This window comes from Streptomyces sp. NBC_01471, assembly GCF_041438865.1.
Lineage (GTDB): Bacteria > Actinomycetota > Actinomycetes > Streptomycetales > Streptomycetaceae > Streptomyces.
The window spans coordinates 1,948,034-1,967,143 of record NZ_CP109450.1 but is presented as its reverse complement, the minus strand read 5'-3'; the positions used below and the strand labels follow the sequence as shown (position 1 = coordinate 1,967,143).

The window sequence follows — 19,110 nt, the reverse complement described above, 5'->3', positions numbered from 1 at the left end:
CCGGCCCGTTCCCACCCCGGAGCACGCCCTGAACAACATCCCCGCCGAGATCCTCTCCGTAGCGCTGCTCCTGGGCGTACTCGCCTTCGCCGTGACCCGTCCCCAGGGCCGGCCGGAGGCGGCGGCCGCCGTGCCCGCGGCGGTACTCGTGGTGCTTTCGGGCGCGGTCTCGCCGTCCGAGGCATGGGACCAGACGCGCACCCTGCTGCCCGTGGTCGCCTTTCTCGCCGCGGTGCTCGTGCTCTCCCAGCTCTGCGCCGACGACGGGCTGTTCGACGCCGCGGGCGATCTGGTGGCGCGGGTCTGCGGCGGGCGGCCGGTGCGGCTGCTCGGTGGCGTTTTCGCGGTCGCCGCCGTGGTCACCGCCGTGCTCAGCCTGGACGCCACCGTCGTCCTGCTCACCCCGGTCGTCTTCGCGACAGCCGCGCGGGTCGGGGCCGGGCCGCGGCCCCACGTCTACGCCTGTGCGCACCTCGCCAACTCCGGCTCGCTGCTGCTGCCTGTCTCCAACCTGACCAATCTGCTGGCGTTCTCCGCGAGCGGCCTGACCTTCACCCGGTTCGCCGGGCTGATGGCCGTGCCGTGGCTGGCCGCCGTGGCGGTCGAGTACGCCGTCTTCCGCCGGTTCTTCGCCACCGACCTGGCCACGCCCGCGCACGCGCCTGACGCGGCGGAGCCGGCCGAGACACCGGTGTTCACCCTGGTGGTGGTCGGTCTGACACTCGCCGGCTTCGTGGTCACCTCCTTCGCGGGCGCCGAACCGGTCTGGGCCGCGCTCGCCGGGGTCCTGGTGCTCGGCATCCGGGCGCTGCGCCGCCGACGGACCACCGTCACGGGCCTGGTGCGCGACGCCAACCCGTTCTTCTGCCTGTTCGTGCTCGCGCTCGGGATCGTCGTCCGGGCGGTCGTCGACAACGGACTCGGCGACGGGATCGGCCACTTGCTGCCCGGCGGCGCCACACTGCCCGCGCTGCTCGCGGTGGCCGGGGTCGCCGCCGTCCTGTCCAACGCCATCAACAACCTGCCGGCGATCCTGGCGCTGCTGCCGGTCGTCGGCCCCGCCGGGCCCGGGCCGGTACTCGCGGCGCTGATCGGCGTGAACCTCGGCCCCAACCTCACGTACGTCGGCTCGCTGGCCACACTGCTGTGGCGCCGCATCATGAACGAGTACGGACAGGAGCCCGAACTCGGCACCTTCTCCCGGCTCGGCCTGCTGACGGTTCCCGCGACGCTGACCGTGTCGACCGTCGCACTGTGGGGAGCCCTGCGGGTCATCGGAGCGTGAGGCTGCCCCTACGGGACACAGGCTGGCCCTACGAGACACAGGCGGTCCCGTGCGGACAGCTCCGGACCGGTCAGCGCAGTCCGATGTCCCCGCGCAGCTGCTCCAGTTCACGCCGGTCCCGCTTCGTCGGCCGTCCCGTGCCCCGGTCGCGGACCGGGATGTCGAGAACGGCCTCCCGGGGCGGGGGCGGCGGGCTGTTGTCCACGTAGCACTCGGCCGCTACCGGCGGCCCCACCCTCTTGCGCACCAGGCGTGACACTTCGACGATCCGCTCGCGTCCCGCGTGGAACAGCCGCACCTCGTCGCCCGCCTGCACCGCGTGGGCCGGCTTGACGCGTTCACCGTTGAGGCGGGCATGACCGGCCCGGCAGGCAGCAGCGGCCTGCGAGCGTGTCTTGGTGAGCCGCACCGACCAGATCCAGGTGTCGAGCCGTACGGTCCCCTCTTCAGCAGCCATACCCCGACCCTACGGCGGCGCGCACCCTTGTGACTAACCCCACGAAACAGTCAAAGGATCACGTTTCGATGCCAGAGTGATGCGCCAAAGGTCTGTGCTCTTTACGGTTTATTCCCGATAAAGGCCGACGAACCACCCAGGTCGATTCCGAGGGAGCAGTCCGTTGGCAGCCATCGCGCGATGGTGCGTCAGGCACCGCCTGCTGACCGTTCTCCTCTGGCTCCTCGCCCTCGGCGGCACCGCGGCCGCCGCGGGCTTCGCCGGATCGGCGTACTCCAACGACTACGAAGTGCCGGGTACGGAGTCCGGGCGGGCCACCGCCCTCCTCGACCAGGGATTCCACGGCCAGGGCGGCGACAGCGACACCATCGTCTGGCACACCGGGCAGGGCAGCGTCCGCGCGTCCGGCGTCGAACAGCGGATGACGCAGACCCTCAACAAGATCGACGACCTCCCGGGCATCGCCTCCGTCGGGGCGCCGCACACCAGCGCCGACGGGCACACCGCCTACGCCGTGTTCACCTTCGACGCGCAGTCCGACGAGATCCCCGAGCCGCAGGCCCGGACCGTTGTCGACACCGCGAAGGCGGCCGAGGCCGACGGGCTCCAGGTCGAGCTGGGCGGCAGCGCCGTCGCGCTCACCCAGACCACCGGCGTGCATCTCAGCGAGGCCATCGGGGTCGCCGTCGCCGCACTGGTGCTCTTCCTCGCCTTCGGCGCCTTCGCCGCGAGCCTGCTGCCCATCGCCACCGCCCTGGTCAGCGTCGGCACGGCCTACGCGGGCATCGGACTGCTCGGACATGTCATGACCGTCGCCGACTTCGCGCCGATGCTCGGGATGCTGGTCGGGCTCGGAGTCGGCATCGACTACGCGCTGTTCATCGTGACCAGGCACCGCAAGGCGCTGCGCCGCGGCCTGCCGGTCACCGAGGCGGTGACGCACGCGGTGAGCACGACGGGCCGCGCCGTCGTCTTCGCCGGGGCGACGGTCTGCATCGCCCTGCTCGGCATGCTCATCCTCCGGCTGGACTTCCTCAACGGTGTCGCCATCGCGGCGTCCCTCACGGTCGTGCTGACCGTGGCCGCCTCGGTGACCCTGCTGCCCGCGCTGCTCTCGTTCATCGGGATGCGGGCGCTGAGCCGCCGGGAACGCGAACGGCTGGCCGAGCGGGGCCCGCAGCCCGAACCGCCCACCGGCTTCGCCGCCCGCTGGTCCGCATTCGTGGAGCGGCATCCCAGACTGCTCGGCACACTCGCCGCGGCGGTGATGCTGGTCCTCGCGCTGCCGACCCTCGGGCTCCACCTGGGCACATCCGACCAGGGCAACAGTCCGGCGGGCTCGACCACCCGGGAGGCGTACGACCTGATCGGCAGGGGCTTCGGGCCCGGAGCCAACGGACCGCTCACCCTGGTCGCCAAGCTGGACGGTGCGGGGGACCGGGTGGCCCTGGACGAACTGCCCGCGCGGCTGCGTACGACCGAGGACGTCGCGACGGTGAGCCCGGTCACCTACAACGGCAGCGGTGACACGGCCTTCATCACGGTCGTCCCCGACTCGTCCCCGCAGTCACAGAAGACCAGCGACCTCGTCGACCGGCTGCGTACGGACGTCCTGCCCCGGGCCGAGAGCCGGACCTCGCTCGATGTCGAGGTCGGCGGTGTCACCGCGAGCTACGACGACTTCGCGGAGGTGATCGTCGGCAAACTCCCGCTCTTCGTCGGTGTGGTCATCGCGCTCGGCTGTCTGCTCCTGCTGCTGGCGTTCCGCTCGATCGGAATCCCGGTCAAGGCCGCCCTGATGAACGTGGCCGCGGTGGCCTCCGCCTTCGGCGTCGTCGTCGCGGTCTTCCAGTGGGGCTGGGGGAGTGAGCTGCTGGGACTCGGCAGCGCGGGCCCGATCGAGCCCTTCCTGCCGGTGATCATGGTCTCGGTGCTCTTCGGACTCTCCATGGACTACCAGGTCTTCCTGGTCAGCCGGATGTACGAGGAGTGGCGGGAGACCGGCGACAACCGGCGGGCCGTCCGGGTCGGTCTCGCCGAGACCAGCCGCGTGATCAACTCCGCTGCCGTCATCATGATCTCCGTCTTCCTCGCCTTCGTCCTCAGCGGCGACCGGGTCATCGCGATGTTCGGCATCGCCCTCGCCGCAGCCGTCGCGCTCGATGCCTTCGTGCTGCGGACGCTCCTGGTCCCCGCGCTGATGCACCTGCTCGGCCGGGGGAACTGGTGGCTGCCCGGCTGGCTGGACCGGCGGCTTCCCCACATCAGCATCGAGGCGCCCGCCCCCGGTACCCGTGCGAAAATTCCACCACCGCGCCCGCCCGTGATGGAGGAGAAGCATGTTCGCGATATCGCTCGGTGACAGAGCGGAGCTGGGGCTCCTGGAACCGTGGCAGGCGGACGAGTACCTGGCCCACATCGACCGGGGGCGCGAATTCATCGGCCAGTACATCGGGCTGGCCGCCGCGGCCGGAGATCTCGCTTCGGCACGTGCGTTCCTCCAGTCGTACGCGGACAAGCAGGCCGCGGACGGCGGCCGGATCTTCGGCATCCGGCTGGACGGCACGCTGGTCGGCGGGGTGCTGTTCCCGCGTTTCGACGCGGCGACTGGCTGCTGCGAGGTCGGCTGCTGGCTGGAGCCTGCCGCGGTGGGCCGGGGGCTGGTGACGCGCGCCGCCGGGGTACTGATCGACTGGGCGGTGGACGAGCGCGGGATGCACCGCGTCGAGTGGCACGTCGACCCCGGGAACACCGGGAGCATCAACGTCGCGAAGCGGCTGGGGATGGTGCGCGAGGGCGTGCTGCGGCAGAACCACCCCCATCGGGGAAGCCGTCACGACACCGAGGTCTGGTCGGTCCTGGCACCCGAGTGGAAGGCGCACAGAGAGCATTAAGCCCGCTCTCAGAAAGGCCCCCTAGCGTGCGCCGTATGAACGCCACCACCAAGACCGACACGACCGACGACTCCGCCGCCAAGGTGCAGGACGCCGAGGCCGCCGAGGCCACGGCGGAGGCGACCGCTGAGGACACCGACATCGACGCGGACGAGGCCGCCGAGGAAGCGGCGGCCGAGGAAGAAGCCGAGCAGGCCGAGCTGGAAGCGGGCAGCCCTGCCGCCCGCCCCGGGATCGGCGCGGGCGCGGCCGCCGTCGTCGCCGCCGCGCTGGGCTTCGTCGGACTCTCCGGCAGCTGGATGGGCAAGGTCCTCTCCGAGCGCGAGACCCTGACCGGTCAGCTGAAGCTCTCCCAGAGCGCCAGCGCCTCGCAGCAGATCCACGAGGTCTACGCCGACTCCTGGCACACCACCGCCCTCGTCAACGGCGTCTTCGCGCTGCTGGCGCTGGTCGTCGGAGCCCTCGTACTGGCCCGCCCGTTCTTCAGCTCGCCCGTCCGCCCCCAGGCCGTCTGGGTCCGCGCCGTCGCCTGGGGCGCCGTCGGTGTCGCCGTCATCGGCCTGATCGTCGCCGTCGGCATGTACTTCGACCTGTTCGCCGCGCTCCCGACCGCTCCCGCCACCGCGCCCGCCCCGGCCCAGTAGGACCGTCGGGCAGAAACCCGTAAGGCATCCCCGAGGGGACCTGGGCCGTACGTAAGCACTCACGTACAGCGCCTGAGGCCCCCTCCGCCATGAGGATGCGGCACTCGCCCGATGCGGCGGACCCCCTGGCAGACGAAAGTCGAGGCATCGCAGGAAGCCGCGAACGGCTTCCGCCACATCCGTCACAGGGGGAACACCGTGATGCAGCAGGAGCTCCAGGAGGCCTACGCCGCCGAACTCACCCGCCGGGCCGAGGCCGTGCGGCTCGCACGTCAGGCGCTGAAGACCCGCAGAGTCGCCCGCCGTTCCGGCCGGCACGATACGCAGGGGGCGGTGAGATCGCTCCGCGACCGGTTTGTCCACGCGGCCTGATGAATGGCGCGCAGCCGGGGACCGGCACCGAGGCAGGCGGCACCCGAATATCGGGTGCCGCACTGTCGGACCGCCATCTGCTCGCCTATCTCTTCCGGACCCTGAGCAGCGGACGCCTCGTGGTCGTCGCCACCTACCGGGCCGACATCCACCGCCGCCACCCGCTGCGGCCGCTCCTGGCCGAACTGGACCGGCTGCGTACGGTCCGCCGGATCGAGCTGGCCCGTTTCACCCGGTCCGAGGTGCGCCTCCAGCTGACCGGCATCCTCGCCGCCGAGCCGGAGGCTTCGCTGGCCGATGAGATCTTCGCCCGCTCCGACGGCAACGCCTTCTTCGTCGAGGAACTGGCCGTCTGCAGCGGCAACTGTTCGGTCTCCGGGATCAGCGACTCACTGCGCGATCTTCTGCTGGTCCGGGTCGAGGCACTGTCCGACCACGCCCAGCGCGTTGTCCGGTTCGCGGCCGAGGGCGGCTCGACCGTCGAGTATCCGCTGCTCGCCGCCGTGGCCCGGCTGTCCGAGGACGACCTGATCGAGGCGCTGCGGGCCGCTGTCGGAGCCAACATCCTGATCGCCGCGCCGGACGGCGGCGGCTACCGCTTCCGGCACTCCCTGGTGCGTGAGGCCGTCAGCGACGACCTGCTGCCGGGAGAACGCTCCCGTATCAACCGCCGCTGCGCGGAGGCCCTGGAGGGCGATCCCTCGCTCGTACGGGACGACGCGCGCACCACCCGGCTCGCCGGTTACTGGTACTACGCCCATGACGCGGCGAAGGCGCTGCCCGCCGTACTGCCGGCCTCGGCGGAGGCGCGCCGGCGCCACGCCCACTCCGAGCAACTGCGGCTCCTGGAGCGGGCGATGGAGGTCTGGGACAGTGCGCCCGCCGACGTACGGGACGGGCTGCGGCCGATGGATCCCACCGCCGCCTACCCGGCCTGCGGCCACGAACCAGGGACATCCGCGCTGCGCTATCTCGACCTGCTCGCCGAAGCGGTGGTCGCCGCCCACTGCTGCGGTGAGCGCGAACGGTCCCTGAAGATCGCCAAGAAGGCCCTGCGCATCATCGACGGCGGAGCCGACGACGCGCTGCGCGCCGCCTGGTTCTGGACCGAGCGCGCCAAGCTGGAGCAGAACCTGGCCCGGGGCAACGGCTGGCGGGAGATCGCCACTGCCCAGCAGCTGGTACGCGGGCTGCCCCGTCGGCCGGCCATGCCCAGGTCCTCGCCACCGCCGCGGGCTGGGCCATGCTCCACGAACCGGGGCCCGACAGCCTGACCGCGGCCGAACGCGCCGTGGACTACGCCCGGCTGGTCGGCGCGGAGGAGATCGAACTGAGCGCCCGACTCACTCTCGGCGGCCTGCTGGTCGACTCCGGCGCCATCGAGACCGGCCTCGCCACCATGCAGGCCGCCCTCACACGGACGACCGAACTCGGCCTGGTCGCCGATGCCTGCCGCGCGCACACCAATCTGATGTCGAACCTAACCTGGAGTCCATCGGCCGTTCCGCCGAGGCCATCGATGTCGGGACCGCCGGGATCGCTCTGGCGGGAAAGTACGGCCTGCGGGACCACGAGGCCTGGATCCGGGGCAACATGACTGAATCGCTGTACTCCCTGGGCCGCTGGGACGAGGCATCAGCCTGCGCGCAGTGGGTACTCAGGTGCGCGCAGGGCGCCAAGCCCCGGGGCAACGTCTGCCTGCGGCTGGTGGATCTGGCGCTGCTCCGTGGTGAGCACGAGGAGGCAGCAGGGCACTTCGCCTCCGCCAACACCCACTTCAGCACCCACGACCCGATGCCGCAGCACTCCATACCCCTGGCCAGGCTCAGCCTTGGGATCCTGGCCGCCCGGGGGCGGCTGGACGAGGCCCGTGCGGTACTGGTGGACGCGGTGGAAGCCGGGTTCCCTCCGGGCACCCAGCGCTACGGCTGGCCCCTGGCCTCGCCGCCGCCACCGCCGAGGCCAACACCCGCGGCCTCCCGGCGGCCGAACCGGGCCGTGTGGAGGCCCTCGCCCTCATCAACTCGACGGCGAAGCGGCTCGCCACACCCGTACCGCTCTGGAGCGCCCACGCCCAGTACGCCAGTGCCGAGCTGGCCCGCGCCGACGGTCTCGACCGGCCGGAGCACTGGAGCGCGGCTGCCGAGGCCCTGGAGCCACTGGAACGCCCCTACGAGTGGCCCAGGTGCACCGGCACTGGGCCGCAGCCCTGCTCGCGCACGGCTCCGACCGGGTACGCGCCGCGAAGCTGCTCCGCAGCAGCCTGGCGACGGCCGACCGGCTCGTCACCCAACCGCTGGCCGAGGAGATCAGACTGCTCGCACAGCGAGCCAGGCTCCCGCTCACCGAAGCCGCGGATCACCGAGCCGCTCCCGCACCGGGAGACCCCCACCGCGCTGTCGACGACTTCGGCCTCACCAGCCGTGAACAGGACGTTCTGCGTCTGGTCGCGGCGGGCCGCACCAACCGCCAGATTGCCGAGACGCTTTTCATCGCGCCCAAGACGGCGAGCGTGCACGTCTCCAACATCCTGGCCAAGCTGGGCGTCACCGGCCGGGGCGAGGCAGCCGCGCTGGCCCACCGGCTGCACCTTTTCACGGATGCCGCAGAGGACGTTCCGGAGGCCGCTGGGCAGGGTGCCTACTGAGCTGGCCGGTTCCTGAGTCGTCTGCCGTCTGCCGTCTGCCGTCTGGGCTGTGCTGTTGGCTGAGCTGCGACTGCCGATCGGCAGCGGTGCCGGGGCTGATGAGGTGGGCTGTGGGCTGCGGGGCTGAACGCCGGCGCGGGCGCTGGTTCCGGTGGCCCTAGGACTCGGACGGCGGGTGGCTCTGGTCCTGGTCCTGTGCCCGGATGATCACCGTGCCCGATTCCAGGTCTATCGGACCGCGCCCCGGGTCACCGTCGTTGAGATCGACGCGGGACAGCTCCAGCCGCTTGTTCTCGTCCTCGGTGTGCTTGCGCCCGGGCGCGAAGAGCTGCTCTATCAGGTTGAACATCCAGACTCCCTGTGGTGAGCCCCGGCCGGGCTCCCGTACGGTGAGCCCTCCTCAGCGTAACCCCGGCTACTTCACCTCCAACTGCAGGATCCGGTCGTCCCCGGCCTTGGGCTTGCCCCGCGAATCGGTGTTGCTGGTGACCAGCCACAGCCTGTCCCCGCCTGCGGAGACCACCGTGCGCAGCCGCCCGTACATGCCCTGGAGGAAGGCTTGCGGCTGAGCCGATGGCTTGTCGCCGTTGAGCGGGATCCGCCACAGCCGCTCACCGCGCAGGGATGCCATCCATATGGATCCCTCGGCATAGGCGATACCGTTGGGTGAGGAATCCGCCGGCTTCCACTGCTCCACCGGGTCGGTGAAGCCCGTCTTCCCCGCCTTGCCCTCCACCTCGGGCCACCCGTAGTTCTTCCCGGGCCCGATCAGATTCAGCTCGTCCCAGGTGTCCTGGCCGAATTCGTCGGCCCACAGCCGTCCGTCCGTGTCCCAAGCGAGGCCCTGGACATTGCGGTGGCCGTAGGAGTAGATGACGGAGTCCGCCCAGGGATCGCCGTGCACCGGCTGTCCGTCCGGTGTCATCCGGAGGATCTTGCCGCCCAGCGACTTCTTGTCCTGGGCCAGCCCCCGGTCACCGGTCTCCCCGGTCCCGGCATAGAGCATCTTGTCCGGGCCGAACGCGATCCGTCCGCCATTGTGGAGGGTCCCCTTCGGGATTCCTTGAAGACCGTGTCGGGTGCACCCAGCTGCTGCCCCGCAGGCTGCTTCTCGTCGTAGAACATGCGCGCTATGCGGTTGTCGGACGTGGTGCTGAAGTACGCGTAGACCAGATGGTCCGAGGCGTACGAAGGGGAGAGCGCTATCCCCAGCAGCCCGCCCTCACCGGCCGCCGCGACCCCGGCGACCCTCCCGAGCACCGTCTTCCGGCCGGTTTCGGCGTCGACCCGGGTGATCGTCCCCCGATCGCGTGAGGAGACCAGCAGGTCTCCCTCGGGGAGCACCGCCACCCCCCACGGCGAATCGAGACCCGTGGTGAGGGTCGAGACCACCTTGACCGCCCCCTTCGCTGGCGGGACGGGCCGGGACGGAGAGGGCGACGCCGAGGTGGCCGCTGCGTGCGGTCCCGGGGCCCGGCCCGTGCCGGGGAACCCGTCGCTGCCCCCGGAGGAGCACCCGACGGCCGAAAACAGCAGGGCCGACGCCAACACGGCTGTAACAGCTGGACGTTGCACGGTTCTGATCCCTTCGACGACAGCACAGCTACTGTTCATACACCGCAGGTCCGCCGCCGGTTCCCACCCGCGCCCGTCCGGACCCGAAAGCACCGGCCCCGGCACCGTCCCGCGCAGAGGTGCGCTGTACGAGGCACTGAACCAGTCACTGAACAGAGCCAGGCAGAACAGAACCACGCAGAACGGAGCCAGGCAGAGCAGAGCCACGCAGAGCAGAGCCACGGACACAGACCGTGCGCTGCAATGACCAGACACCGTTCAGACCAGGCACAGGACGAACCTGGCACCGCTCAGACCAGGCACCGCACGGACCGGGGGACGACTCAGTCCCAGGAGCCCTGTGCGGGCGGCAGTTCCGCGATCTCCCCAAGATCCTCTGCCGTCGGCACCAGTTCCGCAGCGCGAGCGTTCTCCACGGCCCACCGCTCCTGCTTGGTCCCCGGTACCGGCACCACGTGCGGCCCCTGACTCAGCACCCACGCCAGCGCCACCTGGGCGGGCGTCGACCCGTGCCGTCCCGCGACCCGCCGCAGCCCCGCCACCACCGGCTGGTTCGCCGCCATCATCTCGGCGGTGAACCGCGGATGCCGCGCCCGCACGTCGTCGGGCTCGAAGCCCTGGCCCGGGGTGAGCGTGCCCGTGAGGAAACCGTTTCCCAGCGGCATCGCGGCCAGGAAACCCACCCCGCGCGCCTCGCACCACGGCAGCAGCGTGTCGAGAGCGTCCCGGGACCAGACCGAGAGCTCGGCCTGTACCGCGCTCACCGGGAACACCTGCTGCACCCGGTCCAGCTGCCCGACTGTCGCATCATGCAGGCGTGCGCCGGAGCGCCGGGAGGCGCGCGCTCCCACCGCGCAGAACCCGAGTGCCCGCACCTTCCCGGCGCCGACCAGCTCGGCCATCGCCCCCCAGGTCTCCTCGACCGGCACTTCGGGGTCGGCCCTGTGCAGTTGGTAGAGGTCGATCACATCGGTCTGCAGCCGCCGCAGCGAGGCATCGCAGGCCCGCCGTATGTACCCCGGCCGGCCGTTGGCCACGATGTGCTGTTCGCCCGCCAGGAGGCCACACTTGGTTGAGAGGAAGGCATCGGCCCTGCGTTCCTTCAGGACCCGTCCCAGAAGCAGTTCGTTGGTGAAGGGGCCGTACATGTCGGCCGTGTCGAGCAGGGTCGAGCCGGCGTCGAGCGCGGCGTGCACGGTACGCAACGAGCGGTCCCCGCGCTGCTGAGAGCCGGTGTACGCCCAGCTCATCGGCATGCAGCCGAGCCCGATCGCGCCCACTTCGAGTGCTGCCGCCCCGATTGTCCTGCGCTCCACCTGGCCGCATCCTCCCTCTTCCCGTCCCCCAAACTAACCTCCAGGTCATGACTGCTGATGTGTGGCTCCCCTTCCCGCCCGGCGAGGTCGACGGGCTGCCCGACGGCCTTCGTTACCGCTTCTGGAACGGCGGTCCGCAATACCCCTCGGATCCCGCTGACTGCGCCTACTACGTGGTCCCCTACATGCAGGGCACGGAGGTCGCCCTGCGGCCCCTCGGCGCGATGACGAACCTGCGTGTCGTGCAGACCCTCTCGGCCGGGGTCGACAACGTACGTCCGGGACTTGACGGTCTCCACGCGGGCGTGCGGCTCTGCAACGCGCGCGGGGTGCACGAGGCATCGACCGCCGAGCTCGCCCTCACTCTGATACTGGCCTCGCTGCGCGGCATACCGGACTTCGTGCGCGGTCAGCAGCGTGAGGAGTGGCGGTCCGGTTTCCGTCCGGCGCTCGCGGACAAGACCGTACTGATCGTCGGATACGGGTCGATCGGTGCCGCCATCGAGGACCGGCTCGCTCCCTTCGAATGCGCGCGGGTGGCGCGCGTCGCGCGCTCCTCACGCACCACGGAGCGCGGTCCGGTGCACGCATTCACCGATCTGCCCGAACTGCTGCCGGAAGCGGACGTCGTCGTTCTCTCCACGCCGCTCACCGAGCAGACCAGGGGGCTGGCGGACGCGGAGTTCCTGGCGGGGATGAAGGACGGTGCCCTGCTGGTGAACGTCGCGCGCGGCCCCGTTGTCGACACGAAGGCGCTCCTCGGTGAGCTGGAGTCGGAACGGCTGCTGGCGGCGCTCGACGTCACCGACCCCGAACCACTTCCCGCGGGGCACCCGCTGTGGCACGCGCCCGGCTGCCTCATAAGCCCCCACGTCGGCGGTCCCACCTCGGCGTTCATGCCGCGCGCCAGGCGGTTGCTGGTGGCGCAGCTGACCCGGTTCGCCGCGGGTGAGCAGCTGCAGAATGTCGTCCTGACGACCGAATAGGAACGTTTTGAAGGCATGTTGACGCGCTGCGTGTCCACAACTCTTCTGCCCGTAACGGAGCGTAGAGACGCTATGTCCCTGAGTGACGGTACTGGTGTATCGTCCGGTTGGGGGCTCCGCCGCGCAAGGTCACGGTGCGGGGGAGCGTACAGATTCCAAGGGGGCGACGGGCGATGCACGGCCAATGGACGAACCAGTTGACGCGGCGGGGCCATCGACGGAGTTCCCGGCGGACCGCGCTGTACAGATCCGGCCCGCGCCGGTCGATGCCGCGGTCGGCGGCTCCGGGGGAGGAGCGGTGAGCGCGTCGGGGGCGCTGCTCGCCCGGCAGCCGGTCTCCGGCGGCCCGGTGGGTCTGCTCTCCCAGCTTCTCCTCGCCGTGGTGTGCGGAGGATACGCGGTCGGTTCGGCGTTCGACTGGGGCTCCAAACAACTGGCGCTCGTGATGGGTGACTTCGGCCTGAGTTTCGCCGCGGCGCTGGCAGCGGTCTCCTGCTTCTTCTACGCGCGTACCCGGGAGATCAGGTTTCGGCCCGCCTGGCTGCTGTTCTCGGCCTCCTCCGCGATGGCGTCCTGCGGAAACGCGGTATGGGGCTGGTACGAGGTCATCCTGCGGGTCCCGGTGCCCAGCCCCTCCCTCGCCGATCTCTTCTTCCTCTGCTTCGCGCCCCCCGCCATCGTGGGCCTGCTGGTGCTCGCCAAGCGGCCGGTCACCCGGGCCGGCTGGGTCTGCCTGGCACTGGACGCCTGGCTCATCGGCGGCTCGCTGCTGACGCTCTCCTGGAGCCTCGCGCTCGCGCACACCACGCGGCTGGAAGGCAGGCACGAGAGCGTGGCCCACGCGGCCCTTTCGCTCGCCTACCCGCTTCTCGACATCGTCCTGGTGTCCATGGTGCTCGCCCTGCACTTCCGCAGGTCCAACGCCAACCGCTCCGCGATCAACACCGCCATCGCCGGGCTCGCCCTGACCGTCCTGTCCGACGCCCTGTTCACCTCGCCGCTGCTGCGCGCGAGCTACCACTCGGGCCAGCTGCTGGACGCCGGCTGGTTCGCCGGGTCGCTGCTCCTCGCCTACGCCCCCTGGGCCGCGCGGCTGGGAGCCACCGGATTCACCGGCGCCGACCCGGTGCCCGAGCCGCGGGGAATCCGCCAGCCGGGCCGCCCCAGCCGTCCGATCGCGGGATCGCTGGCCGCCCTCACGCCGTATCTCGCCGCGGCCGTCTGCACCCTCGGCATCCTCGACAACGTGATCGACGGCCGCAGAGTGGACCGGGTGGTCGTCTTCACCGGCTGCACGGTCGTGCTCGCCCTGGTCGTGCGGCAGGGCATCATGCTCGTCGACAACATCGCGCTCACCCATGAACTGGCCCAGAAGGAGAACCACTTCCGCTCCCTGGTGCAGGGGTCCAGCGATGTCATCATGATCGCCGCTCCCACCGGCATCCTGCGGTACGTCAGCCCCGCGGCCTCCGGTGTCTACGGGCGGGACGCCGAAGAGCTGATCGGCTCCGAGCTCGCCTCCCTCATCCACTCCGAGGATCTGGGGCGGGTGGTCCACGAGGTACGGCGGTTTCTGGCCGCCTCACCCGCCGCCGAGCCCACCACCCGTATCGAGTGCCGCTTCAGATCCGGCACGGGCGACTGGCTCAATGTCGAATCCACGGTCAACCGGCACCAGGGCGGCCTGATCTTCAACAGCAGGGACGTGACCGAACGGGTCAGGCTCCAGGCCCAGTTGCAGCACAACGCCGAGCACGACCCGCTCACCGATCTGCCCAACCGCGCGCTCTTCACCGACCGGGTCCGCAAGGCGCTCGTCGGGCGCAGGGCCACGGACCACGGGACGGCGGTGCTCTTCATCGACCTGGACGGCTTCAAGGCGGTGAACGACACCATCGGCCACCAGGCCGGGGACGAGCTGCTGATCCAGGCCGCCCGACGTCTCCAGGAGTCGGTCCGGGCCGCCGACACGGCTGCCCGGCTCGGCGGCGACGAGTTCGCGGCCCTGATCATCGGCAACGGCGGCCAGGACCAGCCCGCCCGCGAGTGCCAGGTCCACGAGATCGCCGACCGGCTGCGGCTGCGGCTCTCCGAGCCGTACCGGATCGAGGGCAGTGAGGTGCGGGTCGCGGCCTCCATCGGTGTCGCCTTCGCCGAGTCGGGCGTCACCCCGACCGATCTGATGCGCAACGCCGACCTCGCCATGTACCGGGCGAAGGCCGGCGGCAAGAACCGCGTCGAGCTGTACGCGCCGCAGATGCAGGCCGAGGTCGTCCGCCGATCCGAGCTGACAGCCCGGCTCCGTACCGCGCTGGACGACGGCGAATTCGCCCTGCTGCACCAGCCCGTGGTGAATCTCACGACCGGCCGCATCGCCGCCGTCGCCGCCCAGGCCCGCTGGCGGTCGACGCAGGGCATCCTCTTCACTCCGGCGGAGTTCCTCCAGGTCCAGGAGACCGGGGAGATGGCCGAGGGCGCCCGCACCGGTGAGCTCGGCCGCTGGCTGCTCGAAGAGGCCGTCGAGCAGGCCGCCGACCGCGGCGGCGCCGGACACCAGGTGCCGGTGGCCGTACGTCTCTCCGCCCGCAGACTGCTGGACAGGTCCATGCCGCTCGGATCCATCGAGGCGCTCCTCGCCCGGCACGGGCTGCCCTCCGGCGCGCTGGTCATCGAGATCGCCGACAGTGACCCGCGGATCGCCATCGAGGAGCTGGAGCGCCGTCTGATGGTCCTGCGCAGGCTCGGTGTCCGGATCGCCCTGGATGGATTCGGCCGGGGCTACGCCGCGATAAACGCACTGCGGCGGCTGCCCGTCGACGTACTCAAACTGGACCGCGGACTGGTCGAGGGCGTCGTGGAATCGGCACGGCTGCACAAGATCACCAGCGGGCTGCTGCGCATCGCCTGCGATCTGGGCATGCAGTCGGTGGCGGACGGGGTCGACTTACCCGAACAGGTGACGGCGCTGCGCGCGATGGGGTGTACGCACGGGCAGGGCATGGCCTTCTCCGGGCCGCTGGACGAGTACCGGCTGCGCCGCTCCCTGAGCCGTTCTCGCTTCCCCCTGCCGAGCGGCGCGGCCAGGCCGGTACTGCTCGGAACACGGTCCTTCGCCGGTTCAGATAATGAGACGGCAGTCCCACCCACTTGACAGTCACCGGGGGCCGGGAGGAGGGTCAGTGCCATGACCACCCGAATTCTCGTACTTGGAAAGCGCGTCGGCTGAAGCAGAGCTCCTCACCAGCTCCGCTCAACGCCCCCGACGCGCTCCCCTCGCTTGCCTCACGGCACGGGGGGTTTTTTGTTGCACCAGCACCACCGGAACACCGCGAAAATCCCCGCAAAAACCCTCAGCTTCGAGAAGAGAATGCCGATGACCGAGCAGGCCACCGGGGCCCACCACCCGCAGCCGCGGGCCCGTAACGGCGGACCGTCGTCCGCCACCGTCGAGCACGTCACGGGCGCGCAGTCCCTCATCCGTTCTCTTGAGGAAGTCGGGGCCGACACGGTATTCGGCATTCCCGGCGGTGCGATCCTCCCGGCGTACGACCCGATGATGGACTCCACCCGGGTGCGTCACATCCTGGTCAGGCACGAGCAGGGCGCGGGCCACGCGGCGACCGGCTATGCGCAGGCCACCGGCAAGGTCGGCGTCTGCATGGCCACGTCGGGGCCGGGCGCCACCAACCTGGTCACGCCGATCGCCGACGCTCACATGGACTCGGTCCCGCTGGTCGCGATCACGGGTCAGGTGGCTTCCGCCTCGATCGGTACGGACGCCTTCCAGGAGGCGGACATCTGCGGCATCACGATGCCGATCACCAAGCACAACTGGCTGGTGACCGACCCGGCCGACATCCCGAGGGTGATCGCCGAGGCGTTCCACGTCGCCTCGACCGGCCGGCCCGGTCCGGTGCTGGTGGACATCGCCAAGGACGCGCTGCAGGCGCAGACCACGTTCTCCTGGCCCCCGCAGCAGGAACTGCCCGGCTACCGGCCGGTCACCAAGCCGCACGCCAAGCAGATCCGTGAGGCCGCCAGGCTCATCGCGCAGTCCAAGCGCCCGGTGCTGTACGTCGGCGGCGGTGTCATCAAGGCACACGCCACCGCGGAGCTCAAGGTGCTCGCCGAGCTGACCGGGGCACCGGTCACCACCACGCTGATGGCGCTCGGCGCGTTCCCCGACAGCCACCCGCAGCACGTGGGCATGCCCGGGATGCACGGTGCGGTGACCGCGGTCACCGCACTGCAGAAGTCCGATCTGCTGATCGCGCTCGGTACCCGCTTCGACGACCGCGTCACCGGCAAGCTGGACAGCTTCGCTCCGGATGCCAAGATCATCCACGCGGACATCGACCCGGCCGAGATCGGCAAGAACCGCCTGGTGGACGTCCCGATCGTCGGAGACGCCCGCGAGGTCATCGCCGATCTGGTCCAGGCCGTCCAGGCCGAGCACACCGAGGGCACCATGGGCCCGGCCGCCCAGAAGCGCTACGCGGACTGGTGGACGGACCTCAACCGCTGGCGCGACACCTACCCGCTGGGCTACGACCTGCCCGTGGACGGCAGCCTCTCGCCGCAGCAGGTCATCGAGCGCATCGGGCAGGCCGCCGACGGGGACACGATCTTCGCGGCAGGCGTCGGACAGCACCAGATGTGGGCCTCGCACTTCATCCAGTACGAGCACCCCGCCACCTGGCTGAACTCCGGCGGCGCCGGCACGATGGGCTACGCGGTCCCGGCCGCGATGGGCGCCAAGGCGGGTATGCCGGACCGGATGGTCTGGGCGATCGACGGCGACGGCTGCTTCCAGATGACCAATCAGGAACTGACCACCTGTGCGCTCAACAACATCCCGATCAAGGTCGCGATCATCAACAACGGCGCGCTCGGGATGGTCCGCCAGTGGCAGACCCTCTTCTACAACCAGCGCTACTCCAACACCGTGCTGCACTCCGGCCCCGAGGCCGACGGCGTCGCGACGGACGGCAAGGGCAGCGGCGGGACCCGGATCCCCGACTTCGTGAAGCTGTCCGAGGCCATGGGCTGTGTGGCGCTGCGCTGTGAGCGCCCGGAGGACCTGGACAAGGTCATCGCCGAGGCGAACGCGATCAACGACCGCCCGGTCGTGGTCGACTTCATCGTCCACGAGGACGCGATGGTCTGGCCCATGGTGGCCGCCGGTACCTCCAACGACGAGGTGATGGCCGCCCGCGGCGTCCGCCCCGACTTCGGCGACAGCGAAGAGAACTGAGACAGAGAGAGACCGACGACATGTCCACCAAGCACACGCTCTCCGTCCTGGTCGAGAACACGCCGGGCATCCTCGCCCGGATCGCCGCCCTGTTCTCCCGCCGCGGCTTCAACATCGACTCGCTCGCCGTGGGCGTCACCGAACACCCCGACATCTCCCGCATCACGATTGTGGTGAGTGTCGACGACCTGCCGCTGGAGCAGGTGACGAAGCAGCTCAACAAGCTGGTCAACGTCCTGAAGATCGTCGAACTCGAGCCCGGCGCTGCGATCCAGCGCGAGCTCGTCCTGGTCAAGGTCCGCGCCGACAACGAGACGCGCTCCCAGATCGTCGAGATCGTCCAGCTGTTCCGCGCCAAGACCGTGGACGTCTCACCGGAGGCCGTGACCATCGAGGCCACCGGCGGAACCGACAAGCTGGACGCGATGCTCAAGATGCTGGAGCAGTACGGCATCAAGGAACTCGTCCAGTCCGGGTCGATCGCCATAGGCCGCGGCGCGCGCTCCATCACCGACCGCAGCCTGCGGGCGCTCGATCGCAGCGCCTGAGCCGTCCGGCACCGCGCCTTCCGGAGGATCACGCGGTGCCCGGCCGCTCGCATGGCGAGACCCGGAAACCTTCCCTTCCCCGCCCCCCGTACGGTGGGCCGTAACACCTGCACACCAAGGAGATATCCCAGTGGCCGAGCTTTTCTACGACGACGATGCCGACCTGTCGATCATCCAGGGCCGCAAGGTCGCAGTCATCGGATACGGCAGCCAGGGCCACGCCCACGCGCTGTCGCTGCGTGACTCGGGTGTCGACGTCCGTGTCGGTCTGCACGAGGGCTCCAAGTCCAAGGCCAAGGCCGAGGAGCAGGGCCTGCGCGTGGTGACCCCCGCCGAGGCGTCCGCCGAGGCCGACGTCATCATGATCCTCGTTCCGGACCCGATCCAGGCCCAGGTCTACGAGGAGTCCATCAAGGGCAACCTGAAGGACGGCGACGCGCTGTTCTTCGGCCACGGTCTGAACATCCGCTTCGACTTCATCAAGCCGCCGGCCGGTGTCGACGTCTGCATGGTCGCCCCGAAGGGCCCGGGCCACCTGGTCCGCCGTCAGTACGAGGAGGGCCGCGGCGTTCCGTGCATCGTGGCCGTCGAGCAGGACGCGTCGGGCAAGGGCCTGGCGCTGGCGCTCTCGTACGCGAAGGGCATCGGCGGCACCCGCGCCGGCGTCATCAAGACGACCTTCACCGAGGAGACCGAGACCGACCTCTTCGGCGAGCAGGCCGTGCTCTGCGGTGGCACCGCCGCGCTGGTCAAGGCGGGCTTCGAGACGCTGACCGAGGCCGGTTACCAGCCGGAGATCGCGTACTTCGAGTGCCTCCACGAGCTCAAGCTGATCGTGGACCTCATGTACGAGGGCGGCCTGGAGAAGATGCGCTGGTCGATCTCCGAGACCGCCGAGTGGGGCGACTACGTCAGCGGCCCGCGCATCATCACCGACCAGACCAAGGTCGAGATGAAGAAGATCCTCGGTGAGATCCAGGACGGTACGTTCGCCAAGAACTGGATGGACGAGTACCACGGCGGTCTGAAGAAGTACAACGAGTACAAGAAGGCCGACGAGAACCACCTGCTGGAGACCACCGGCAAGGAGCTCCGGAAGCTCATGAGCTGGGTCGACAACGACGAGGCGTAA

General features: G+C 70.2%; 13 protein-coding genes and 2 pseudogenes. 11 read left to right on the top strand and 4 right to left on the bottom strand.

The features are described 5' to 3' along the window. Positions 1–37 precede the first annotated feature (37 nt). A complete protein-coding gene (locus tag OG285_RS08635) occupies positions 38–1,285 on the top strand; it encodes an SLC13 family permease (protein ID WP_371793484.1) in 1,248 nt (415 codons plus the stop codon). A 70-nt stretch (positions 1,286–1,355) separates the two neighbouring features. On the opposite strand, the gene OG285_RS08630 is transcribed toward OG285_RS08635, so the two are convergent. After that, positions 1,356–1,742 carry a S4 domain-containing protein gene (locus tag OG285_RS08630; RefSeq protein ID WP_328331730.1) on the bottom strand — a complete coding sequence of 129 codons (387 nt, stop codon included), beginning with the start codon at positions 1,740–1,742 and terminating at the stop codon, positions 1,356–1,358. A 163-nt stretch (positions 1,743–1,905) separates the two neighbouring features. On the opposite strand from OG285_RS08630, the gene OG285_RS08625 reads away from it, so the two are divergent. The 5 genes and pseudogenes from OG285_RS08625 to OG285_RS08605 form a co-directional block, all read left to right on the top strand. Further along, positions 1,906–4,104, top strand: a complete 2,199-nt coding sequence (locus tag OG285_RS08625) for an MMPL family transporter (RefSeq protein ID WP_371790652.1) — start codon at positions 1,906–1,908, stop codon at positions 4,102–4,104. Further along, entirely contained in the window at positions 4,082–4,636 is a 555-nt protein-coding gene (locus OG285_RS08620) for a GNAT family N-acetyltransferase (RefSeq protein WP_371790651.1), read from the top strand. The genes OG285_RS08625 and OG285_RS08620 overlap by 23 nt, the downstream gene beginning before the upstream one ends. Positions 4,637–4,671: 35 nt before the next feature. After that, on the top strand, positions 4,672–5,280 hold the full coding sequence (locus OG285_RS08615) for a hypothetical protein (protein WP_371790650.1): 609 nt from the start codon (positions 4,672–4,674) through the stop codon (positions 5,278–5,280). Between the two features lie 111 nt (positions 5,281–5,391). After that, a complete protein-coding gene (locus OG285_RS08610) occupies positions 5,392–5,652 on the top strand; it encodes a hypothetical protein (protein ID WP_371790649.1) in 261 nt (86 codons plus the stop codon). A gap of 56 nt (positions 5,653–5,708) precedes the next feature. After that, positions 5,709–8,299: pseudogene (locus OG285_RS08605) on the top strand (LuxR C-terminal-related transcriptional regulator); the annotation flags it as partial. A gap of 157 nt (positions 8,300–8,456) precedes the next feature. Here OG285_RS08605 and OG285_RS08600 read toward each other — a convergent pair. The 3 genes and pseudogenes from OG285_RS08600 to OG285_RS08590 form a co-directional block, all read right to left on the bottom strand. Next, positions 8,457–8,648: a DUF6191 domain-containing protein gene (locus tag OG285_RS08600; protein ID WP_371790648.1), complete on the bottom strand. Its 192-nt coding sequence runs from the start codon at positions 8,646–8,648 to the stop codon at positions 8,457–8,459. 66 nt (positions 8,649–8,714) lie between these two features. Continuing rightward, a pseudogene (locus OG285_RS08595) lies at positions 8,715–9,913 on the bottom strand (sorbosone dehydrogenase family protein). A 284-nt stretch (positions 9,914–10,197) separates the two neighbouring features. Continuing rightward, positions 10,198–11,190 (bottom strand): aldo/keto reductase, encoded by a 993-nt coding sequence (locus OG285_RS08590; protein ID WP_356826965.1) that lies wholly within the window; start codon positions 11,188–11,190, stop codon positions 10,198–10,200. Positions 11,191–11,237: 47 nt separating this feature from the next. On the opposite strand from OG285_RS08590, the gene OG285_RS08585 reads away from it, so the two are divergent. The 5 genes from OG285_RS08585 (at position 11,238) to ilvC (ending at position 19,110) form a co-directional block, all read left to right on the top strand. After that, positions 11,238–12,176, top strand: coding sequence for a 2-hydroxyacid dehydrogenase (locus tag OG285_RS08585; RefSeq protein WP_356826964.1), 939 nt, complete (start codon positions 11,238–11,240; stop codon positions 12,174–12,176). A 298-nt stretch (positions 12,177–12,474) separates the two neighbouring features. Next, positions 12,475–15,327 carry an EAL domain-containing protein gene (locus OG285_RS08580; protein WP_356827401.1) on the top strand — a complete coding sequence of 951 codons (2,853 nt, stop codon included), beginning with the start codon at positions 12,475–12,477 and terminating at the stop codon, positions 15,325–15,327. 216 nt (positions 15,328–15,543) lie between these two features. Further along, a complete protein-coding gene (locus OG285_RS08575) occupies positions 15,544–17,430 on the top strand; it encodes an acetolactate synthase large subunit (RefSeq protein ID WP_356826963.1) in 1,887 nt (628 codons plus the stop codon). 20 nt (positions 17,431–17,450) lie between these two features. Continuing rightward, positions 17,451–17,978: an acetolactate synthase small subunit gene (gene ilvN / locus OG285_RS08570; protein ID WP_328319793.1), complete on the top strand. Its 528-nt coding sequence runs from the start codon at positions 17,451–17,453 to the stop codon at positions 17,976–17,978. A 130-nt stretch (positions 17,979–18,108) separates the two neighbouring features. Further along, positions 18,109–19,110 carry a ketol-acid reductoisomerase gene (gene ilvC, locus OG285_RS08565; protein ID WP_356826962.1) on the top strand — a complete coding sequence of 334 codons (1,002 nt, stop codon included), beginning with the start codon at positions 18,109–18,111 and terminating at the stop codon, positions 19,108–19,110.